Below are 21,201 nucleotides of genomic sequence, written 5' to 3' on the forward strand. Positions count from 1 at the left end.
CGTCTTCTGGGTCAGACGTGATTTTTTGTTATGCATGACTTGGTTCGTCGGTTCATTCGGTGAGGCAGTTCGCCGGCTTGCGCTGGCGGGGCCTGCCGGCAAAGGCGACCACATCGGCTGGCGGTATGCTGGCCGTGCTCGATCGCCGGTTGGCCTGGTCCGTCAGGCACCTCGCCTCCTGCTCATCCCAGTCGCGAGGAGGCGAGGTCGTTGGGTGCGACCGCGCGCTCGCTGGAGAGGCTCGGGCGCGATTCTCGCCGTTGCTGCCGGGTGTTCAGTCGAAGCGCTTGGGCGCGTAGCGTAGCGTCAGATAGAAGGCCCGCCCGGGGCGATTGTAAAGGTATGCCGTTTCATAGTCCTCGTCGAAGGCGTTTTCCAATCTGGCCTGGAGCCGTAAGGCGGTGTTGATCGCGTACTCGGCGCGAAAATCCACCAGGCTGTAGCTGTCGAGCCGCTCGCTGTTGGCCAGGTCGTCGAACCGGCGTCCCGAGACGAAGAGGGTGGTGCCGATCGACCAGCGTTCGAATTGGCGGTCCAGATCGAGCTGGAAGGTCTGTTCTGCCCGACGTGGCAGCAGGTTGCCGTCGCTGGCGTTGTCGGAACGGTTCTCTGGATCCATGAGGGTCAGCGCCGAGTTCAGGTCCCAGTCGAGGATGCGTGCCTGCGCCGATGCCTCAATGCCCAGGATGCGAGCGCTCTCGATATTGGCGGCTGATTGGGTGGGCGCGTCGTAGGCGATGAGGTCGTCGATCTGGGTGCGGAAGAGATTCAGCTCCCAACGTCCCAGCGTCGCCCAGCCGAGCGGCAGCTCGCCCTGGAGTCCCAGTTCGAGACTGTGCGACTGCTCGGGACCCAGCTCCGGATTGCCGTAGTTGGGATAGTAGAGGTCGTTGAAGGATGGCGCCTTGAATGCGGTTCCGTAGGAGGCCGAGACCTGAATGCCGTTCTCGAACAGATACCCAAGTGCGGCGTTGCCGGTGGCGTGTGTGCCGAATTGCTCGTCGTCGTCCTGACGCAGGCTGAAGGTCAGCGTGGTGGGGCCGAATTCGCCCTGGTATTGGCCGAAGACGCCCAGGTTGTCGCGTGAATCCTTGCTGTAGTCCACGGTGCCGGACACGCTGTCCTTGGCGTAGTCCACTCCCAGTGTCAGCACCTGGCCCAGTGCGATACGCAGGTCGTTCTGCAGGGCCACGCTGTCGCGTTCGGTTTTGAAGCCGTCGAGGAAGCGATCGTCGATCCCTTCGGAGGCGTCGTCGTAATAGGCGCGATAGTTGTCCCAGCTGTGACCGGCCGAGAGGGTCAGCGTCCAGGGCGTCAGTGGCCGCAGCTTGAACTCGCCCCCCAGGACCTGCTGCCAGGAGCGCGAGACATTGCCTCCATACATCGATCCATCGAACTCGGTGCGGCTATGCGCGTTCAGCAGGTGCAGGTCGAGCGATGCCCGGTCGCTGAAGCGGTAGCCCGCGCGCACGTTGACGCCCAGCGTGTGGTATCCGTCGCGGTCGTTTTGGAGCACGCCGCATCCGGCATAGGGGATCGGGCGTCCGTCGCAGGCGTTGATGCCGTCGGTGCGCTCGGCGTTGACGCCCAGGTCGAACCAGGCGCGCTCGCCGCCTCCCGAAATCCCGGCCGATGCCGAGAGTGTGCCGAAGCTGCCGCCGCCGATGCTGGCGCGCGGTGTCAGCGGGCCGCCGCCGTGACGGGTGAAGATCTGGATGACACCGCCGATCGCCTCCGAGCCATAGAGGCTCGAACGCGGTCCGCGAACCACCTCGATGCGTTCGATCTGCTCGATCGGGATGTCCTGTAGCGGCGAGGTGCCCAACGTGGCCGAGCCGATTCGGACGCCGTCGATCAGGACCAGGACATGGTCGGAGTTGGTTCCACGCAGTGAGACGGAGGCCACGTGTCCAGCCCCGCCGTTCTGGGACAGGGTTACGCCGGGGACCCCGCGCAGCAGGTCGGGGACGGAGCGCGCTTGGCGGCGCTCGATCTCGGCGCGGTCGATGACGGTGACTGCGGCGAGCGCGGCGGTTTCCACAGTCGGGGTGCGTGTCGCCGTGACGATGACGGGGTCGAGATTGGTCGGTGAGTCGGCAAGCGCAGTGCCTGCCAGCGCGATGGCCAGTGGGGCCAGCGTCAATGGGTGCTTCATGTCGGGAGGGTCTCCAGCGATGACCTCTGCACACCCGCAGGGTCAAATCAAGGAGGGGTCAGCGAGCGGGTTGGGCGAAGACGGGAGCGCGTGCGTGGAGCGTCGGGCATCCCAGGTGGACGCCCCTCGCGACCCCGGTGGGTGGGCCGTGGACGACACAGAACGGACCGAGTGAAGGTCCGAGTGCGGTCGGTTGGCCCGGATCTCCTGGCCGGTCTCCGGACTCACGATTGGGCCTGACGCCCAGACGCGACACCTTCCCATGACGACATGTCACAGTGGCATCAGATCGCGTCTTCGATTCGTTTACCGTTGCGGGGGCAGCGCCGGGTTTGTTCCTCGTGTGCAGGTGACGCACCGGCTTCCCGTTCAACCCTCTGGGCGAAAGCTGCAGAGGGCACCTGAAGATCGAGCGCGCTATTAACGGTTTTTTTGAGTGGTAGGTCAATGATGGGAGGAGCGAATGGATGCGTGATCTAGGTCCCTTCGCTCGAACGGCATTCACGTAAAGACGTCGATAACTCTGTGGTTGAAATCGAAAGGCCCCTGTCTAGGCTCAATGCAAGCTGCGATAGTACACGAAATATGTACGTCTGCAGTCGATCTCGCTCAGGGGTGGCGCCGACTGAGTTCGTTGCCACCGTTCCAGTCAAGCGTTCGGGGGAGATGCCATGAAAAGCAAGGGTTCGAGGTGTGCGCTCGTCTTGGGTTTCTGTGGAGTCGGGCTTCTGTTCGAGAGCGCGACCTGCGCTGTCGCTGCGGACTGTGGATCGGGGGCGGGGAAGGTGAAGGACGAGGCGCTGTGCGCGGGTCGGACGGCGGACACGCTCCCCGGAGCGGACGAGGACTATTTCGCCGACATGGATTACGGCGTGACCAAGGATCCGGCCAAGGTCGCCTCTCTACTTGCGGCCTACGTGCCGGGCATCGCGCCCGACGCGGCCGCCAGGGCAGTGGCGATCGGCCGCAACAACTGGATCGTCTGGACAGCCGGCAACGATCGGCTGTGGGATCGGCTTGCCACCGAGAGCCGAGGCAATCTCGACTTCCTCAAGGTTCTCTCGAATCATCCCAGCCTCAAGTTCAGTCGCGACAATCGCTGGCAATATCTGGGACTGGTCAACGAACCCTGCTTCGAGAAGGAGTCGGGACCGCGCGAAGATCGCTTCGGACTATGGCTGGACGTCAGACGGGATGACTGCGCTCCGGATCCCTTCGAAAACGCGAGCAAGTATCCAGGGGTCGAGATCGGCGCGCGCGGCAAGAATTTGCCGGTCGGTTCCTATTACGGCTATGCCACCGGGATCGTGGGGCTGCGGCTCTTCCCCAATCCGGCGTTCGACGAGACGGCCCAGCGGCGCTGGGATCCCAAGCGCTATTACACGGATCCGAGCTATTACAACAACAAAAACCTGGTGCGCCCCTACCGGGTCGGCATGTCCTGTGGCTTCTGTCATGTCGGTCCCAATCCAACCAATCCGCCGACGGATCCGGAACACCCCGAATGGGCGAATCTGAATTCCAATCCGGGCGCCCAGTATTTCTGGATCGACCGCATCTTCATCCATGAGGCCGATCCGACCAATTTCGCCTTCCAGCTTTTCCATACCTCGCGTCCCGGCGCGCTCGACACCTCGCTGGTCTCGACCGACTACATCAACAATCCGCGCACCATGAACGCGGTGTACCAGCTCGGGCCGCGCATGCTCAATGCACTCAAATTCGGTCAGGAGCACCTGGCCGGCGGGAGCCTCGACAACGCTCAGTTCAACAGCCATGTGCCGGCTGAGAGTCCGCTCAATCAGTTCTACCGTGCGCCCGATACGGTGCTGACGCCTCGGGTGCTCAAGGACGGCGCGGATTCGGTCGGTGCGCTCGGCGCCCTGAACCGTGTCTACGTCAACATCGGTCTCTTCAGCGAGGAATGGCTGGAGCATTTCCGCCCACTGATCGGCGGTAAAACCATCTCGCCCTTCACCATCGCCAACGCGCGCAAGCACTCGACCTACTGGAACGCCAACGAGGCCCAGACGCCGGATCTCGCGCTCTTCTTCCTCGCCGCGACCCAGCCCGATCTTCTGGCCAAGGCGCCCGGAGGTTCGGGCTATCTCACGGGCGATCAATCGCAGCTCGCACAAGGCAAGGTGGCCTTCGCCGAGCGCTGTGCCCGTTGCCATTCGAGCAAGCTACCCGAGAAGGCCTACAGTTTCTTCCCCAATGGTTGCGTGGGTCCCGACTATCTGAAGTGCTGGGGCGACTACTGGACATGGACCAAGACCGACGAGTTCAAGTCGGCGATGAAGGCGATCGTGGCGAAGGAGGATTTTCTTGATGACAACTTCCTCTCGACTGATCTGCGGGTACCGGTGACGCTGCTGGAGACCAACGCCTGCAGCCCGCTCGCGACCAATGCCCTGGCCGACAACATCTGGGACAACTTCTCGTCGGCGAGCTACAAGTCGCTGCCATCGGTCGGGACCATTCAGGTCCACCATCCCATCACCGGCGAACCACGCGAATACCAGATGCCCGCCGGCGGACGCGGCTACACCCGGGTACCGTCGCTGGTGAGCCTCTGGTCCAGCGCACCCTATCTGCTGAATAACTCCGTGGGCGATTTCTACTGGAGCGGTTCGGTTGAGGATCGCATGAAATCCTTCGAATCCGGGATTCAGCAGCTGCTGTGGCCGGAGAGGCGGCGTGGGGATCGTGCGTATATGACCGCGTCGGGAAAGGCGGTTCCGGGCGTCATCGACCTGACCACCGAAACCAGCTACCTGCGCGTCGCCAAGGGCTATCTGCCCGATCTGCTACAGTTCTTGGTCCGGCCCTTCAGCGTCCTCAAGCCCTGGGCCTTCGACAAGGAGGGACTCGAACTAGGGCCGATCCCCAAGGGGACGCCGGTCAATCTGATCGCCAACATGGATCTGGATCCGTCCAACAAGTGGGACTTCATTCCCGTGGTCTTCAAGATCACCAAGGCGCTCAAGGCCATTCCTTCGGGAGCCTCCGACGAGGAGGCCAAGGCGGTCTTCCGCGACCGCGAGATCGTCGACGAGATGCTTTCGATCAGCAAGTGTCCGGACTTCGTGGTGAATCGGGGTCATTACTTCGGTACCGACTATTTCGCTGAAGAACCCGGTCTCAGCGACGAGGAAAAACTGGCGCTGGTCGAGTTCCTCAAAACCTTCTGACCCCCCGATCCGGCGTGGCACTCAGGCCGCGCCGGTCTCCTCTGGCCTCTCAACGTCATTCGGATAGTCCGCTCGGTCGCCGCCGCTCCCCACCGCGGAGAGGCGGCGATCGGCGGACCGAATAGGGGGATGGATGATGGCGACTCAATACGATTACCTGATCGTGGGTTCGGGCGCGGGTGGCGGAACCCTAGCGGCCCGATTGGCCGAGCGCGGCCACAGCGTGCTGGTCTTGGAGGCCGGCGGGGATCCTGTGCGGATGCAGGGAGGCGATGCCCCCTATCCGAACGAGGCGCGTCTGCCGGACGACTATCGGGTGCCCGTGTTCCATGCCTTGTCGACCGAGAACGCGGCTATGCGCTGGGATTTCTGGGTGCGACACTACGGCGACGACGCGCTCCAGCGGCGCGACCTGAAGTACCGCGAGGACTGGGACGGACAGCGGGTGGATGGAGTGCTCTATCCGCGCGCGGGTTGTCTGGGTGGCTGCACGGCGCACAACGCCATGATCATAGTCTATCCGCACAACCAGGACTGGGACGATCTGGCGCGCCTGACCGACGATGCCTCCTGGGGGGCGGAGCCGATGCGCCGACTGTTCGAGCGGATGGAGAATTGCCAGTATCGTCTGCCGCCCTATCGGTGGCTCGGCAAGGTTGGGCTGAATCCGACCCGTCACGGCTGGGGCGGCTGGGCGCATACCCAGAAGTCCATCCCCAAGTCGGCACTCGGCGACAAGGGTTTGGTCGAGACGCTCAAGCTCTCGATCAGACAGGCATTCGAGGATCAGGGAGAGCCGCTGGACCGGTTGGATTGGCTCCTACACGGTCAGGGCGATCCCAACGATTGGCGCTTGGTAAGCAAAAACGCCCATGGGCTCAGATATACGCCCCTGTTGAACCGTGGGCATGAGCGGATGAGCACGCGCGAGCGATTGCTGGAAACTGCGGAGCGCTTCCCTGATCGGTTGAGGGTCGAGCTGGATGCCCTGGCGACCCGGGTTCTTTTCGACGGGGATCGGGCCGTAGGGGTCGAATATCTCAGCGGTTCGCGGCTCTATCAGGCCCACCAGAACCCGAGCGAGGAGCCGGGCGAGCGGCGCGAGGCGCTCGCTTCGCGCGAGGTGATCCTGGCCGGCGGCGCCTTCAATACCCCACAATTGCTGATGCTCTCCGGCATCGGTCCGCGCGAGCATCTGGAGGCGCACGGCATCCCAGTGCTGGTCGATCTTCCCGGCGTCGGTCGCAACCTGCAGGATCGCTACGAGGTCGGAGTGGCCAACCGCATGGCCGAGGACTGGGAGGTGCTGCGCGGCGCCAGGTACGCGCCGGGCGATCCGCAATATCAGGAATGGGCCAGTCGGCGCACTGGCGTCTACAGTACCAACGGGGCCGTATTGGGGCTGATCAAGCGCTCGATGCCAGAGCGGCCCTTGCCCGATCTCTTCTGTTTCGCGCTGCTCGCGGACTTCAGGGGCTATTTCCCTGGCTACTCCTCCGATGTCCTCAAGCTCGACTATCTCACCTGGGCCGTGCTCAAGGCCCATACCGCCAACACGGCCGGCGAGGTCCGGCTGCGCTCGGCCGATCCGAGGGAGCGGCCCGAGATCAATTTCCGCTATTTCGAGGAAGGCAACGACGCCTCCGGCAAGGATCTGAACTCGGTCGTTGAGGGCGTGAAGTTCGTGCGCAAGCTGACCAAGCCGCTGAAGAAGGCCGGACTCATCGTCGCCGAGGAGGCGCCCGGCGACGCGGTTCAGTCCGATGAGGAACTGCGCGATTTCGTTCGCTATCAGTCCTGGGGGCATCACGCCTCCTGCACCTGCCCGATCGGACGCGACGGCGATCCCAACGCGGTTCTCGACGGCGATTTCCGGGTGCGCGGGGTGCGGAATCTGCGGGTCGTGGATGCCTCCATCTTCCCTCGGATTCCCGGTTTCTTCATCGTCAGTTCGGTCTATATGGCGGCGGAGAAGGCAGCCGACGTGCTGGCGCCGCCCTGAGTCTCCGTCTGGTTCTTGGCGCGACAGGAACGGGACGCCGCCGAGACGGCGTTCCGGCGGGCATGCGGCAACGGGAGCAACGAGGATGAGGACACACGACGATCGGACCTTCGGTATCGGGTTGGTGATGGCGGGCGCCGTTTCGGCCGGCGCCTACACCGCCGGGGTGTTGGACTTTCTGATGCAGGCACTGGCCGCCTGGGAGCGGGCCAAGGCCGAGGATCCGGACGGGACGCCGGATCATGCTGTCCAGATTCAGGTGCTGACTGGTGCCTCGGCCGGTGCATTGAGCGGTGCCTTGCTGGTTTCCTCCCTGCGGGACGCCGATTATCCCTCTCCGGATCCAGTGGGCGACAGCCACCAATACCGGGCCTGGGTTGATAAGATCGACATCAGCGGGTTGCTGACGAACGATGATCTCGAGGGTGATCGAGCGGTTCGGTCGGTGTTGAACGCGACCCTTCTCGACGGTATCGCGGATGAACTCATCGGGGGTGAGTCGGGCTCGCGTGGCGATGAGCCTCTGCCACCCTTTGTTGCCGATCCGCTGCCGCTCTATCTGACGGTCACCAATCTGCGCGGCGTTCCCTATTCGATCCGCTTCCGAGGAGAGAGCGGGAACGCATATGGGATGTCCATGCATGCCGACCATATGCAATTCCATTTCGGTCAGGGTGGGGGCGAGGCCGAGGATGGCAGCATCGCGCTCCGCGTGGTTCCCGGACTCTCCGGATCCTGGGCGTTGCTCAAGGAATCGGCCCTGGCGAGCGCGGCCTTTCCGATCGGACTGGCCGCCCGCGTGCTGGAGCGGACCGGGACACTGGCCTATGACGCTCGACGCTGGCCGATTCCGATCGTTGCGACTCCAGAGCCCGGCCAGTCCGGCCAATGTACGCACGAGGAGACTATTCCGCCAGCCTGGCCCGACCCCTGGCCCGCGAATCAGCCGCCGCGCGAGGACTGGACCTACAGTTTCGTCAATCTCGATGGCGGTCTGGCAAACAATGAGCCGTTCGAACTCGCCCGTCGCGCGCTGGCCGGTGAGGATGGGCGCAATCCGCGCGGAGGCCAGGAGGCGAATCGCGCGGTGATCATGATCGACCCCTTCCCGGCCGAGGCCAAGGTCCAGTTCGACTACAGGCCGGACACGGGTCTGCTCTCGGTCCTTTCGGCCCTGATGGGGGCCGTCAAGGCGCAGCTTCGGTTCAAGCTTGAGGAGCTGGAGTTGGCCAGTAGCGAGCAGGTCTTCAGCCGGTTCATCGTCTCGCCGGTGCGTAGTGAGTCGAGCACGGAGTTCGCCTTGGCGAGCGGTGGGCTCAACGGATTCGGAGGGTTTCTTGCCCGTGCGTTTCGCGAGCACGACTATCAGCTCGGGCGACGCAACTGTCAGCAGTTTCTGCGCCGTCACTTTGTATTGGAAGTCGGCAATCCGCTGTTCGCGCACTGGACTCAGGCTCGGCCGGAGCCGATTCTGCGCGGAGACGGGCATTCCTACCTGCCTATCATTCCGCTGATCGGCGAATGCGCAATCGAGGTCCCGGAACCTGTCTGGCCGTGCATGACCGAGTCGCAGTTCGAGACGTTGAGTCCTCAGGTCCGAGCGCGTGCCGATGCCTTGGTGATGGCCTTCATCCGCACGCAGGTGAACTCGGCCTGGGACCGCTTTTTATTGCAGGCTGGTTGGCGGTTTTTCGCCTGGCGGAAACGTGTGATGGGTGGCGACGTAGTCGAGCCCATTCTCGGTGCGATTCGCAAGAGTCTGACGGAGCGAGGGCTGATCTGACTTGGAGGGAATGGACCGGCCCCTGGATGTGCGTGGGGGCCGGTCAGGGGAGCGAGACGCGGCGCGTCTCGCTGGCGGGCTATCAGTAGTCCATATCGCCCATGCCGCCGGGCATGGCCGGGGCCGACGCCTTCTGGGGCTCGTCGGCGATCATGGCCTCGGTGGAGATCATGAGACCGGCCACAGAGCTGGCGTTCTGCAAGGCGTAACGGGTCACCTTGGTCGGGTCGATGACGCCCATCTCCATCATGTCGCCGAACTCGCTGGTGCCGGCGTTGTAGCCGAAGTTGCCGGTGCCCTCGGCAACCCTGTTCAGAATGACCGAGGGCTCCTCGCCCGCGTTGGTGACGATCTGACGCAGCGGCTCTTGCATCGCGCGCAGGGCGATGCCGACGCCGACGCTCTGGTCGTCGTTGGCGCCCTTGAGCCCCTTGATCGCGGTGAGGGCGCGGACCAGGGCGACACCACCGCCGGGGACGATGCCTTCCTCGACTGCGGCGCGCGTGGCGTGCAGTGCGTCCTCGACGCGTGCCTTCTTCTCCTTCATCTCGATCTCGGTCGCAGCGCCGACTTTGATGACGGCAACACCGCCGGCCAGCTTGGCCAGACGCTCTTGGAGCTTTTCGCGATCGTAGTCGGAGCTGGTGTCCTCGATCTGTGCGCGGATCAGTTCGCAGCGCGACTTGATCTGATCGTGCGATCCGGCGCCGTCGATGATGGTGGTGTCGTCCTTGCCGACCTGGACCGTCTTGGCCTGTCCCAGGTCGTTCAGGGTCGCCTTGTCGAGCGACAGACCCACCTCCTCGGAGATGACGGTGCCGCCGGTGAGGATGGCGATGTCTTCGAGCATCGCCTTGCGGCGGTCACCGAATCCGGGCGACTTGACCGCGCAGACCTTGAGGATGCCGCGCAGATTGTTGACCACCAGGGTCGCCAGAGCCTCGCCGTCGATGTCCTCGGCGATGATCAGCAGCGGCTTGCCGGCCTTGGCCACGCCTTCGAGCACGGGCAGCAGATCGCGGATGTTGGAGATCTTTTTGTCGTGCAGCAGGATGTAGGGATCTTCCAGCTCGGCCTTCTGGCTCTGCTGGTTGTTGATGAAGTAGGGCGAGAGATAGCCGCGGTCGAACTGCATGCCTTCGACCAGATCGAGCTCGTTGGCGAGCGACTTTCCTTCCTCGACGGTGATGACGCCTTCCTTGCCGACCTTCTCCATCGCCTCGGCGATGATGTTGCCGATCGAGTCGTCCGAGTTGGCGGAGATGGTACCGACCTGGGCGATCTCCTTGTTGGTGGAGCAGGGGCGCGAGAGCGTCTTGAGCTCAGCGATGGCGGCCTCGACGGCCAGATCCATGCCGCGCTTGATATCCATCGGGTTCATGCCGGCGGCGACCGACTTGAGTCCCTCGCGAACCATCGCCTGAGCCAGAACGGTGGCGGTGGTGGTGCCGTCGCCGGCGATGTCGGAGGTCTTGGAGGCGACCTCCTTGACCATCTGGGCGCCCATGTTCTCGAACTTGTCCTTGAGTTCGATCGCCTTAGCGACCGAGACGCCGTCCTTGGTGATGGTGGGCGCGCCCCAGGACTTCTCGATCACCACGTTGCGGCCCTTGGGACCCAGGGTGACCTTGACGGCGTTGGCGAGTAGATCGACGCCACGCAGCATGCGGACGCGGGAGTCTTCGTTGAAAAAGATGTGTTTAGCGGCCATGTGGGCTGAGCCTCGGTAAGGGGAGGTCGAATCTGTTGGGTCGGGATGCTGGCGGAGAGTCGGCGTCAGCCGTTACTCGATCACGCCCATGATGTCGTCTTCGCGCATCACCAGCAGCTTCTCATCCGCGACCTTGACCTCGGTTCCGGAATATTTGCCGAAGAGAATCTTGTCGCCGACCTTGACGTCGAGCGGCCGCACGTCGCCATTGGTCAGGATCTTGCCGTTGCCGACGGCGACCACTTCGCCCTGGATCGGCTTCTCGGTGGCCGAATCGGGGATCAGGATGCCTCCAGCGGAGGTGCGTTCTTCTTCGCTGCGACGAATGACAACGCGGTCATGCAAAGGACGGAGGTTCATGTATGACGATCTCCCTCGGGGAATCTCTGTGTCGTTGAGAAAATGGATATGGCTTGTTAGCACTCTCGCTTAGCGAGTGCTAACACTGTAGTGAGATACGGATCCTTGTCAAGCTGTTCGTTGGGCTCGGTTCGACGACTGCGTTTGGTTCGAACGGGGATAGGCAATACACTGAGTCGGCCGGCCCGAATGCTCGACCCAGGCCAACATCCCTAGATCATCAACGTCCCTAGACCGAGTCGCAGTGATCCCTATCCGAATCCGACGCCTTTCCGATCAAGATCTCTTTGCCCAGATTCGGACCCCCGAGGCCTTTCTGGCGGTGCTCTATGCCAATCGCGGTCTGACCGACCCGGACGCGGCGGCACGCCTCGGTCTCGGCGATCTGGAGCCTGTGGACAGCCTGCTCGGGCTGGATCGCGCCGTCGAGCTGCTCGCCGACACGATTCGCGAGGGTGGCCACATCCTGATCGTCGGCGACTACGATGCCGACGGTGCCACCGGCAGCGCGGTGGCGGTGCGCGGTTTGCGTATGCTCGGCGCGGCCAAGGTCTCCTATCTGGTGCCGAGCCGTTTCGCCAACGGCTATGGCCTGAGTCCGGCAGTGGCCGAGGCGGCTGCGGGTCTGAGCCCGGATCTGATGTTGACGGTCGATAACGGCATCTCCAGCGTCTCCGGGGTGCGACGCGCGGCCGAACTCGGCATTCCGGTCCTGGTCACCGACCATCACCTGCCCGGTCAGTCGCTGCCCGAGGCCGCCGCCATCGTCAATCCGAATCAGGTCGGCTGCGTCTTTCCGAGCAAGCACCTGGCCGGGGTCGGGGTGGTCTTCTATCTGCTTGCCGCCACGCGTCGTCATTTGCGCGATATCGGCTGGTTCGGGGCGGGTCGGCCCGAACCGAATCTGGCCGAATTGCTTGATCTGGTGGCGCTCGGCACCGTGGCCGACGTGGTGACGCTGGACCGCAACAATCGCATCCTGGTCGAGCAGGGGTTGCGGCGCATTCGGGCCGGGCGCTGTAGCGCCGGGGTCTCGGCGTTGCTCCAGGTGGCCGGACGTGATCCGACCCGGGCCACGACCGCCGATCTCGGATTCTTCGTGGCGCCCCGTCTCAATGCGGCTGGGCGTCTGGAGGAGATGTCCCTGGGCGTGGAGTGTCTGCTGACGGATGATCCGGAGCGGGCCTTGTCCAGCGCTCAGGTGCTCGATGATCTCAACCGGCGGCGTCGCGAGATCGAGGGCGAGATGAAGGATCAGGCGGAGTGTCTGCTGGATCGTCTGAGCCTCGACGGCGAGGCGTTGCCGCCGGCCCTTTGTCTGTTCGGCGAGGACTGGCATCAGGGGGTGTCGGGGATCGTCGCGGCCCGCATCCGCGAACGCTATCATCGCCCGGTGATCGCCTTCGCCGACGCGGGTGACGGATGGCTGCGCGGCTCGGCGCGCTCGATCGAGGGGCTGCACATTCGCGATGCCATCGATCGCGTCGATCGCGCTCACCCGGGGCTCATCGAACGCTTCGGTGGCCATGCCATGGCGGCTGGTCTGACCATTGGGCGCGGCCAGCTCGACGTCTTCCGCGCGTCCTTTGTGGCGGTGGTGCGCGAACAGATCGGCGACGTCCCGCCGCAGCCCGAGATCCTATCGGACGGCGAACTCCCGGCGCGACTGCTGACCCTGGAGACGGCCGAGGCACTGCGTCTCGCCGGTCCCTGGGGCAAGGGTTTCCCCGAGCCCAGGTTCGACGGGACCTTCGAGGTGCTGGAGGCGCGCATCGTCGGCGAGCGTCATCTGAAGCTGCGACTCGCGCCGCCCGATGGCGATCCGCTCGACGCGATCGGATTTCATTTCGGTGATCAGCTCGAACAGGCCCGAGGGCCTGTTCGATTGGCCTATCGCCTGGACGTCAACCAGTACCGTGGCGTCCGCTCACCGCAGCTGGTCATGGAATACCTGCAGCCGGATGCCTGAGCGTGCCACCTCATTTGAATCGCAAAGAACGCTAACAATGCAAAGGGTTTCGATGGAGAACCAATACGACGACGATCTCAACGATCAGGACGACGCCTACGAGGAAGAGGAGCGCGGTCCGAGCAAGAGCCAGCTCAAGCGCGAGAAGTTGGCGCTTCAGTCTTTGGCGGAGCGGATGGCGAGCATGCCGCGTTCCGAGTTGGAGCGTCTGAATCTCAGCGATGACACCTGGGTCGCGCTCGACGAGACGCCGCGCATCAAGGATCACCGCGCGCTCGGCCGCCATTGGAAGCGGATCGCCAACCTCCTGGTGCGCGAGGACATGGCGGCGGTGCAGGCGCTTATGGACGGCGCCGAGGCTCGCGAGCGCGAGGCCAACGCGCGTCATCACGCGCTTGAGCGTTGGCGCGAGCGCATGATCGCCGAGGGCGATGGCGCGGTGAACGCCTTCGTTGAAGCGTGTCCGTCGGTCGATCGGCAGCAGCTGCGGGCCTTGGTGCGCAACGCCCAGCGCGACGTCGAGCGCGGCAAGCCGGACGCACCGCGCAAGCTGTTCCGTTTCCTGCGTGAGACGATGGAAGAGGCTCAGGACTGACGCCTTGCCGATGATCGCCCGATATCTCCAGGTGCCGTGCGGCAATCGGTTCCAGGCACTCAGTTTCCGGTCCATTTTCGGGCGGGAGACTGAGTGCATTTATACTTCCATTAGGCGCCCTTTCCTGCGTATTGTGTAAAGGGCGCGCGCTTCTCGTTCACGCGAATCGTCTCAACATCACCTCAACTTGAGAGGCTGTCCTAAATGATGGGTTGGCCGGCGACGTTCTTCGTTCTCATCCTGTTCCTGGTTCTGGGGCCACCGAATGCGTCCGCTGCTGTTGAAGTGATGCTGGCGCTGGATCGTTCGCTCAGCATGGCCAGCAACGATCCCGATCGGAATAGTCTCACGGGGATCGAGGTTTTCAGCGCCCTGCTCAAGCCCGACGATCGGTTTGGCGTGCTCACCTTTGCCAGTACGGCTGAATTGCGGGTGTCCGGCAAGAATATGCGGGGAGGTCGTACACATAAAGAGCTCGGCGACTTCCTGCGCACGGTGAAAATGGATGGAGTGCGCACCGATTTCGGCGCGGCCCTGCGTCTCGGGTACGAGACCTATGCGCGCCAACCCAAGGAGCCTGGAGTCGACAGATTCATGGTGCTGTTCACCGATGGGCAACTGAATCTGGGCAACAAACAGGCCCCCCAGTCGGCACGCCAAGCGATCTTCGACGAGATTATCCCGCTCTATCGCGCTGCGGGGATTCGCATTTTCGGCATTGCATTTTCGTCTGAGGCGGACCTGGGTTTTCTCGATCAACTCGCTGAGGCAACCGGCGGTCAGGCCTTCCGCACCGAGAGGCCCGAGGACCTCTATGCTGCATTCGTGCAGCTGTTCGAACAGGTGGATATCCCACTGACGACGCCGATCGTCGGCGATGAGATTGTGGTCGATACGAACGTGCAGGGGCTGGAGCTTCTCGTCAAACGTGGTCCCAGCGACGGTCAGATGCGTTTGACCGATCCCAGCAATCGGGAGCTCAAGGCCGGCGATCAACGCCCTGGCGTGGAGTGGCAGAGCTTCGATGATTTCGATCATGTCCGAATCCAGAACCCTGAAGCAGGAGCCTGGAAACTCACAACCTCGAGCACGGACAAGAAGGCCTATATCGAGAGCGATCTGGATCTGGAGGCGGATATGCCGTTAAAGGTTCGGGGCGGCGAGGGCGTGACGGTGGAGGCGCGCCTGGTGAATCGAGGCCCGGATACCGACGCGACGCTGCTTGAGGGTGTGCGTCTCGAGGCCTGGATCCATCCCGCCTCGGGTTGGGAGCAGCCACCGATTTCGTTCGACTCCGTCTCGGTGGATGGCGATATCCATCGCTTCACCGGTGTCTTGTTCTTCACCTCCACGGGGGATGCTCGCGTCGAACTCATGGCTCGTGGCCGGGGTTTCAAACGCACCAAATCCTATCAGGTCAAGGTCGTCGCCTCTGCTGCTGCACCGACTGTCGTTGTGGCGAATGGCGGCGGGCGCCCCGCGCAGGCCGACGAGCCGATCCCATCTCCGCCACCGCAACGGTCTGCCGCCATGACCCTGCTGTTCGCCAATGCGGTCATATTGCTCTTGCTGGCGCTCATCCTCGGGGGATGGTGGTGGCGTCGACGCAAGCTAGCCGATCGCGACGAGTCCGACTTGGATGTCTGAAATCGCAACGATGACCGAACACGGCTATTTGTGGGTCTATGGGCTTGCCGAATTCTGTGCGGTCACCTCGATTGCGGCCCTGGTGTTCGGTATCAATTGGTGGCGGCTGCATAAGCGACAGGCGAAGATGAGACGAACCTGCAAAGCGGTGTCCAATCGGATCGCCAAGGAGGTCGAGTCATTCGGCAATGTCCGAGAGGCTGGTGCACACAGGGACGATCCCAGGGCCCTCCTCGAATCCCTGGCCAGGCCGTTCGATGAGGAGATCGCCGAGGCGGCGGCCTGGAAATCGGTTCTGGACGATCTCCACCACCTGATCCAGGTCTGGGACCGGGAACAGGTGGCATCCAGCGTTCCACCACACGCAGAATCAGCGCCCGCCACCCTTGGGAAGTCCTCCGCTTCCCTGGTCGGGGCATCGGCTCTCCCGGCGTATCCGGGGGACGATGGGCTAGACACGGGCATCGACGATCTCCTCGACCAGTATGAGGCGAGTCTGTCGTCCTTCTCTGCGAACCGCGATGACATCAGCAATCTCACGGATAAGTGCCGGCAGTTGGAGAGCACGAACAAGGAGCTTCGACACAAGCTCGATACGACCTTGCAATCGGACCTGACCGAGCAGTTGATTCAGGATCTCGATGCGATCGAGCAGCAGAATCTCGAATTCCAAACGCTTCTGTCCGAGTCGAGCCAGCATCAGAACGTTCTGGGGATCGAACTGGATCAGCTGGCGACGAAGATTCTCTCGCTTAAGTCGACCAATCAGGAATATCGCAAGCTGGTGCAGGAGACACAGCTCGAGCGCGACAGTCTGGCGGAGCAGAAGAAACAGCTACTGAGACAGCTCGAGCGCATGAATCGGACCTATAGCAGTCTGCGTCTCGAATACCTCAAGCTCTATCGCGTTACCCACTGATGTCGCGCGCCATGGGCCGCTCGCCATCGCGATCGGCGTCCTTCATGCCTGGTCCAGACCGCTGTTTTCCTGGTGTCTCCGGTGCCTGTTTAGCGCCTCCGCGAGTTGCGCCTCGGATATCTTTCCTTGCTTCACGAGAATGTCTCCGAGCTGAAAACGCTGTTTCGCGGTCCTGTCGAGCATGGCCGCGCAGTCCTCCTCGGACATGATGTCGAGTGCGCGCGTCGCCTGGCAGAAGGTTACCATCTGCTCGCGCTGATATTGCCGTGCTCGCATGATCTCCTCCATGGACAGAATCCCTTGCTCGACGAGGTGAAAGAGCGGGCTTGCGTTGAGGTCCCGCTGCACGGCGGCGGCCTCGGCGATATCCTCCTCCTTCACCAGTCCCGTCAGGACGAGAAAGCGCCCGAAAAGTATGGGTATGTCCAGGGTTTCAACCATATGGTCGTTCATATATTCATCTGCCGCAGATCGGAAGGACGAATCGCTAGGGGATGAGCGAATACCTGCTCGAGATGAAAGGTCATCTCCCCAGTATCCGATCCACGATCTTAATCTGAATATCCGACTGTTTTACATGCCTAATAGTCCCATTCTGCTGTGGAGTTCACGAAATCGAATCCCGCCACACTCCTTGTTCCTCGTGTTGGATTCTACAGTTGTCCTCGAACCGTGTCCTAGGTCGAGGTGCGTCGGTCGGCTCAGCCGGCAGCCGTCCAGATCCAGGCGGCCGAGAGTCCTACGGCAGCGCTCGCCGCGAGCGGAAGTCCGACTCTGAGCCGGATCGCCCGTCCGCCGATCATGGTCGCTATCAGCCCCTTGGTGAGGTTGTTGGCCGAGGCGGCGATGAGGATGCCGGTGGCGGCGATCTGGATCCCGATGCCGTCGTTGCTCATGCGCGCCAGCGACAGGGTGATGGCGTCGACGTCCGTGATCCCTGAGATGGCCGCAAGTGCAAGCACCCCGGCCGTCCCGAACCACTGGTGCAGCGCAGTGCCGAAGAACATCACCAGGGCCAGCAGCAGACCGAAGGTCAGGGCGGTGCCGAACTCGAGCGGGTTCTTCAGCGGCGATCGGAGCGGCGCGTCGCTGCCCGGTCGGTTCCGCCATTGAAGCAGTGCCGGCAGCAGCAGACAGAGCGTCATGAGGCCGAGGGTTGGGAGCAGCTGCCGAGCCAAGGCCGGATGCAGCAGGGTCGTGACCATGAGTATCCGCGGGAACATGGTCATGCAGGCCAGCAGGATGCCCATCGCCAATATCGGCGCCGAGTCGCTCTCCTGGCGTGCCATGCGCGAGAAGTTCAGCGTGACCGCGGTCGATGAGGCGATGCCGCCCATCAGACCGGTCGCGACGATACCGCGCCGGGCCCCGATCAGCTTGACCGAGATGTAGCCCGCGAACGAGATGCTGGCGATGAGTACCACCATCCACCAGATGGTGTATGGGTTCAGCGCCTGCCAGGGGCCGTAGCCCCGGTCGGGTAGGAGGGGCAGGACCACGACCGACATGAGGAGCAGCTCGAGCCCCGCCTTGAGTTCGGCCTCGCCGAGGCGCTCGACCCAGCTGTGGAGCAGGGGTTTGGCGCTGAGGACGAGTGTGGCGATCACGGCGCAGGCCGCCGCGACCGAGATGTCGCCCGCCACCGACAGTGCGCCGAAGGCGAAGGTCAGGAAGACCGCGACCAGACTGGTGATGCCGAGATCCTGGTCATGGGCGTGCTCGATTACATAGGTCGCTGTCGCCAGAGCGGCGAGTCCGAAGAAGACCAGCGCGAGCAGAACCGGACCGAAGGTCTGCGACAGGAGCGCCGTGATTCCGCCGAGCAGTCCGATCAGCCCATAGGTGCGCACCCCGGCGACCCGACGTCCCTCCGAGGCCCGGCGCTCCTTCCAGCCGCGCTCGGTCCCGATCAGTAGGCCGATCGCCAGCGCCACGCCCAGTCGGTAGAAGATTTGCTGCTCGTCGTTCATGTGCCTCTCTTATGTCAAATCGGGCTTCGGCAATCACGCCATGGCTGGAGAATTACCTCGAAGCGTCTCGCCAGCCCGCAGTTGAATTTTCCAGGTCTCCCGTATAGTTTGCCCCTGCCCGGGCCGGTTCGGCCTCATCACGGATCATGCTTCGATGACCACTTCCCCAGTCTCAGAATCCGCCGACGACGGGCGGCCATCGCTTTCGGTCGTCATTCCCATGTACCAGGAGATCGACAATGTCGAGCCCATGGTGGCACGGGTGCGTCAGGGCCTCGCCGGCTATCGGGGGCCTTGGGAACTGATCTGCGTCGACGACGGTAGCCGCGATGGTACCGGCGAGCGTCTAAGCGAGGTTGCCGAACGCACCGGCCCGCATCTGCGCGTGATTCGTCTTCGGCGCAATTTCGGCCAGACAGCGGCCATGCAGGCCGGGTTCGATGCCGCCCGAGGCGAGCTGATCGCGACCCTCGACGGCGATCTGCAGAATGATCCGGCCGACATCCCGCGCATGGTCGATGAGCTCCTGGAGCGCGATCTGGATCTGCTGCAGGGCTGGCGGCGCAAGCGCCAGGACGACCTGGTGATGCGCAAGATCCCCTCGCGCATTGCCAACCGGCTGATCGGTAAGGTGACCGGCGTGGCGCTGCACGACTACGGCTGCAGCCTCAAGGTCTATCGCGCCGAGGTCATCAAGGAGGTGACTCTGCTCGGCGAGATGCACCGCTTCATTCCGGTCTGGGTGGCGGGTGTGACCGCACCGCAGCGCATCGGCGAGACCGAGGTCGCCCACCAGGCGCGCCAGTTCGGCGTCTCCAAATACGGCATCTCGCGCACCTTCCGTGTGGTGCTGGACCTGATCTCCGCCTTCTTCTTCCTGCGTTTCGGATCGCGTCCCGGACACTTCTTCGGCTCGATTGGGATCCTCTTCGGGCTGCTCGGCGGGCTCATGATGGCGCACCTGCTGGTGGTCAAATTCGCGCTGGGCGAAAACATCGGCGATCGTCCGCTGTTGTTCGTCGCCATTCTCTTCCTGGTTGCCTCGGTGCAGTTTCTGACCACAGGCGTGCTCTCCGAGCTGATGACCCGTACGTTTTACGCCTCGGGCGAGCGCACGCATCATCGGATCCGTTGGCAGTCCGATCCGCACGCGGCGGGCTGGAGCGAGGGCGCGTGATGGAGCCGGCAACCGAATCACTCAAGAACGTCGCCGCCTCGGGTATCGCGGCTGGGCGCTTCCAGCGGCTCATGACCTCGCCCTGGCTGCTGATTCTGGTGGTGGCGCTGAGCTTCTTTTGGCAGCTCGGGGCCGTTCCGCTTTACGACCTGGACGAGGGGGCCTTCACCGAGGCGACCCGCGAGATGCTGACCGGCGGCGATTACATCACGCCGCACAAGGACGGGGAGCCGCGTTACGACAAGCCGGTGCTCATCTACTGGCTGCAGGCGGCGAGCGCGGAGCTGCTCGGGTTCGACGAGTTCGCACTGCGACTGCCCTCGGCCATCGCCGCGACGCTCTGGATCGCCGGACTCTGGTTCTTCGTGCGGCGCTGTCTGGATGCTCGGACCGCGACCGTCGCCGGTCTGGCGATGGCGCTCTCGCTCCAGGTGTCGCTCATCGCCAAGGCTGCGGTTGCGGATGCGGTGCTGAATCTCTTCATCGCCATGGCCTTCTTCGAGATCTATCGCTATTTCCTGGATCCGGATCCCAAGACCAACCGGGGTTTCGTGCTGCGCGCCTATCTGTGGATGGGACTCGGTTTCCTGACCAAGGGACCGGTGGCGGTCTTCTTTCCGCTGGTGGTGAGCTTTCTCTTCTTCCTGTCCGAGATGGGGCGCTCGAAGGGCGTCTTGAGACGCTGGTTTCGAGCCGCCTTCTCTCCGCTCGGCTGGATCGTCTTCCTGGCGGTGGCCGTGCCCTGGTATCTGGCCATCTATCTCCATGATGGCGACGGTTTCTTCCGCAGCTTCTTCCTACAGCACAACCTGGGGCGGTTCGACTCGGCGATGCAGGGTCACAGCGGTTTCCCCGGCTACTATCTGGTGATGCTGCCGATCATCCTGCTGCCTTTCTCGGGCTGGTTCCTGAGTCTGCTGAAGGATCTGCGCAACGCCTGGTCCGATCCGCTCGATCGCTTCCTCTGGATCTGGTTTCTGACCGTGCTGCTGGTCTTCTCCTTCTCAGGAACCAAGCTGCCGCACTATCTGCTTTACGGCTGCACACCGCTCTTCATCCTCATGGCTCGATACCGCGAGCGGTTGACCAATCGTTGGCTGGCCTTCGTGCCGCCCATGCTGCTGTTTGCGCTCATGGTGGCGCTGCCCTGGCTGCTGGAGGCGTTCGTCTATGTCGCAGCCAGATTCGATATCACGCTTAAGGCGCATCAGGTCGCGATGATTGGGAGCGGGCGTTTCGCTCTCGATGTCCAGTATGGCGTCGCGGTGTTGGCCGGGCTGGTCGCCCTGTTGCTGCTGTGGAGTTGGTCGCGTCCCGCGCTTTGGGCGCGTCTGGTGTTGGCCGGGATGATCCAGACCCTGGTGGTCTTCGGCGTGCTGGTACCCAGGGTGTTCGATGTCATGCAGGGTCCCGTCAAGGAGGCGGGCCTGGTCGCCAAAACGCTTGATATGCCGACCGTCGTCTATCGCACCTCGATGCCGAGCTTCAGCGTCTATCGGGATGCGGTAACACCCAGCCGGACACCCGAGGCGGGCGATCTGGTCTTTCTGCGGATCGACAAGCTCGATCGATTGGCCCGCGATCTACCCGGCCTGAATCAGACGCTCGTCTATCGCCGGGGACCCGTGGCCTTGGTCATGATGGAGGCGATGCAATGAATTTGGCTTGGTTGAAAGCGGGGCAGGGAGTGCTCATGGTGCCCGTGTCTAGGGGGCGAGT

Annotated in this window: 14 protein-coding genes and 1 riboswitch; of the genes, 9 read left to right on the plus strand and 5 right to left on the minus strand. The window is 63.2% G+C overall.

The window, feature by feature from the left end; translation table 11 throughout:
- Nucleotides 1–274: 274 nt before the first annotated feature.
- Nucleotides 275–2,155 (minus strand): TonB-dependent vitamin B12 receptor, encoded by a 1,881-nt coding sequence (gene btuB / locus THIDRDRAFT_RS15040; protein ID WP_007041727.1) that lies wholly within the window; start codon nt 2,153–2,155, stop codon nt 275–277.
- A 192-nt stretch (nt 2,156–2,347) separates the two neighbouring features.
- Nucleotides 2,348–2,575, minus strand: a riboswitch (cobalamin riboswitch).
- Nucleotides 2,576–2,826: 251 nt separating this feature from the next.
- On the opposite strand from btuB, the gene THIDRDRAFT_RS15045 reads away from it, so the two are divergent.
- The 3 genes from THIDRDRAFT_RS15045 (at nt 2,827) to THIDRDRAFT_RS15055 (ending at nt 9,134) form a co-directional block, all read left to right on the plus strand.
- On the plus strand, nt 2,827–5,349 hold the full coding sequence (locus THIDRDRAFT_RS15045; RefSeq protein WP_007041728.1) for a hypothetical protein: 2,523 nt from the start codon (nt 2,827–2,829) through the stop codon (nt 5,347–5,349).
- 133 nt (nt 5,350–5,482) lie between these two features.
- Nucleotides 5,483–7,351, plus strand: coding sequence for a GMC family oxidoreductase (locus tag THIDRDRAFT_RS15050; RefSeq protein WP_007041729.1), 1,869 nt, complete (start codon nt 5,483–5,485; stop codon nt 7,349–7,351).
- Nucleotides 7,352–7,436: 85 nt separating this feature from the next.
- The gene (locus THIDRDRAFT_RS15055) at nt 7,437–9,134 is read left to right on the plus strand and encodes a patatin-like phospholipase family protein (protein ID WP_007041730.1); all 1,698 of its coding nucleotides are present in this window, start codon (nt 7,437–7,439) and stop codon (nt 9,132–9,134) included.
- 82 nt (nt 9,135–9,216) lie between these two features.
- On the opposite strand, the gene groL is transcribed toward THIDRDRAFT_RS15055, so the two are convergent.
- Entirely contained in the window at nt 9,217–10,845 is a 1,629-nt protein-coding gene (gene groL / locus THIDRDRAFT_RS15060; protein ID WP_007041731.1) for a chaperonin GroEL, read from the minus strand.
- Between the two features lie 72 nt (nt 10,846–10,917).
- Entirely contained in the window at nt 10,918–11,205 is a 288-nt protein-coding gene (locus THIDRDRAFT_RS15065) for a co-chaperone GroES (protein WP_007041732.1), read from the minus strand.
- A gap of 244 nt (nt 11,206–11,449) precedes the next feature.
- Between THIDRDRAFT_RS15065 and recJ the strand changes: the two genes are divergently transcribed.
- The 4 genes from recJ to THIDRDRAFT_RS15085 all read left to right on the plus strand — a co-directional run bounded on the left by recJ (nt 11,450) and on the right by THIDRDRAFT_RS15085 (nt 16,335).
- On the plus strand, nt 11,450–13,174 hold the full coding sequence (recJ, locus tag THIDRDRAFT_RS15070; RefSeq protein ID WP_007041733.1) for a single-stranded-DNA-specific exonuclease RecJ: 1,725 nt from the start codon (nt 11,450–11,452) through the stop codon (nt 13,172–13,174).
- 52 nt (nt 13,175–13,226) lie between these two features.
- On the plus strand, nt 13,227–13,769 hold the full coding sequence (gene yjgA, locus THIDRDRAFT_RS15075; RefSeq protein ID WP_007041734.1) for a ribosome biogenesis factor YjgA: 543 nt from the start codon (nt 13,227–13,229) through the stop codon (nt 13,767–13,769).
- A 204-nt stretch (nt 13,770–13,973) separates the two neighbouring features.
- On the plus strand, nt 13,974–15,416 hold the full coding sequence (locus tag THIDRDRAFT_RS15080) for a vWA domain-containing protein (protein ID WP_007041735.1): 1,443 nt from the start codon (nt 13,974–13,976) through the stop codon (nt 15,414–15,416).
- Nucleotides 15,409–16,335 (plus strand): coiled-coil domain-containing 22 family protein, encoded by a 927-nt coding sequence (locus THIDRDRAFT_RS15085; RefSeq protein WP_007041736.1) that lies wholly within the window; start codon nt 15,409–15,411, stop codon nt 16,333–16,335. Before THIDRDRAFT_RS15080 ends, THIDRDRAFT_RS15085 begins: the two co-directional genes overlap by 8 nt.
- A gap of 42 nt (nt 16,336–16,377) precedes the next feature.
- Here THIDRDRAFT_RS15085 and THIDRDRAFT_RS15090 read toward each other — a convergent pair whose 3' ends face one another.
- Together THIDRDRAFT_RS15090 and THIDRDRAFT_RS15095 are read right to left on the minus strand one after the other, a co-directional pair.
- Nucleotides 16,378–16,788 (minus strand): hypothetical protein, encoded by a 411-nt coding sequence (locus THIDRDRAFT_RS15090; protein WP_007041737.1) that lies wholly within the window; start codon nt 16,786–16,788, stop codon nt 16,378–16,380.
- Between the two features lie 248 nt (nt 16,789–17,036).
- Complete coding sequence (locus THIDRDRAFT_RS15095) at nt 17,037–18,305, minus strand: MgtC/SapB family protein (protein WP_007041738.1); 1,269 nt, start codon at nt 18,303–18,305, stop codon at nt 17,037–17,039.
- A 154-nt stretch (nt 18,306–18,459) separates the two neighbouring features.
- Here THIDRDRAFT_RS15095 and THIDRDRAFT_RS15100 point away from each other — a divergent pair, with 154 nt between their 5' ends.
- A complete protein-coding gene (locus tag THIDRDRAFT_RS15100) occupies nt 18,460–19,482 on the plus strand; it encodes a glycosyltransferase family 2 protein (protein WP_007041739.1) in 1,023 nt (340 codons plus the stop codon).
- Nucleotides 19,482–21,140 (plus strand): ArnT family glycosyltransferase, encoded by a 1,659-nt coding sequence (locus tag THIDRDRAFT_RS15105; protein WP_007041740.1) that lies wholly within the window; start codon nt 19,482–19,484, stop codon nt 21,138–21,140. The genes THIDRDRAFT_RS15100 and THIDRDRAFT_RS15105 overlap by 1 nt, the downstream gene beginning before the upstream one ends.
- The last annotated feature ends 61 nt before the right edge of the window (nt 21,141–21,201 follow it).

The sequence above is a fragment of the Thiorhodococcus drewsii AZ1 genome (genome assembly GCF_000224065.1).
Lineage (GTDB): Bacteria > Pseudomonadota > Gammaproteobacteria > Chromatiales > Chromatiaceae > Imhoffiella > Imhoffiella drewsii.

Coding starts and splice junctions, on each gene's coding strand:
- groL (WP_007041731.1), bottom strand. CDS start 10,845: ATGGCCGCTAAACACATCTTTTTCAACGAAGACTCCCGCGTCCGCATG.
- THIDRDRAFT_RS15065 (WP_007041732.1), bottom strand. CDS start 11,205: ATGAACCTCCGTCCTTTGCATGACCGCGTTGTCATTCGTCGCAGCGAA.
- THIDRDRAFT_RS15050 (WP_007041729.1), top strand. CDS start 5,483: ATGATGGCGACTCAATACGATTACCTGATCGTGGGTTCGGGCGCGGGT.
- THIDRDRAFT_RS15080 (WP_007041735.1), top strand. CDS start 13,974: ATGATGGGTTGGCCGGCGACGTTCTTCGTTCTCATCCTGTTCCTGGTT.
- THIDRDRAFT_RS15105 (WP_007041740.1), top strand. CDS start 19,482: ATGGAGCCGGCAACCGAATCACTCAAGAACGTCGCCGCCTCGGGTATC.
- THIDRDRAFT_RS15085 (WP_007041736.1), top strand. CDS start 15,409: ATGTCTGAAATCGCAACGATGACCGAACACGGCTATTTGTGGGTCTAT.
- THIDRDRAFT_RS15055 (WP_007041730.1), top strand. CDS start 7,437: ATGAGGACACACGACGATCGGACCTTCGGTATCGGGTTGGTGATGGCG.
- THIDRDRAFT_RS15095 (WP_007041738.1), bottom strand. CDS start 18,305: ATGAACGACGAGCAGCAAATCTTCTACCGACTGGGCGTGGCGCTGGCG.
- THIDRDRAFT_RS15100 (WP_007041739.1), top strand. CDS start 18,460: ATGACCACTTCCCCAGTCTCAGAATCCGCCGACGACGGGCGGCCATCG.
- THIDRDRAFT_RS15045 (WP_007041728.1), top strand. CDS start 2,827: ATGAAAAGCAAGGGTTCGAGGTGTGCGCTCGTCTTGGGTTTCTGTGGA.
- THIDRDRAFT_RS15090 (WP_007041737.1), bottom strand. CDS start 16,788: ATGAACGACCATATGGTTGAAACCCTGGACATACCCATACTTTTCGGG.
- btuB (WP_007041727.1), bottom strand. CDS start 2,155: ATGAAGCACCCATTGACGCTGGCCCCACTGGCCATCGCGCTGGCAGGC.
- yjgA (WP_007041734.1), top strand. CDS start 13,227: ATGGAGAACCAATACGACGACGATCTCAACGATCAGGACGACGCCTAC.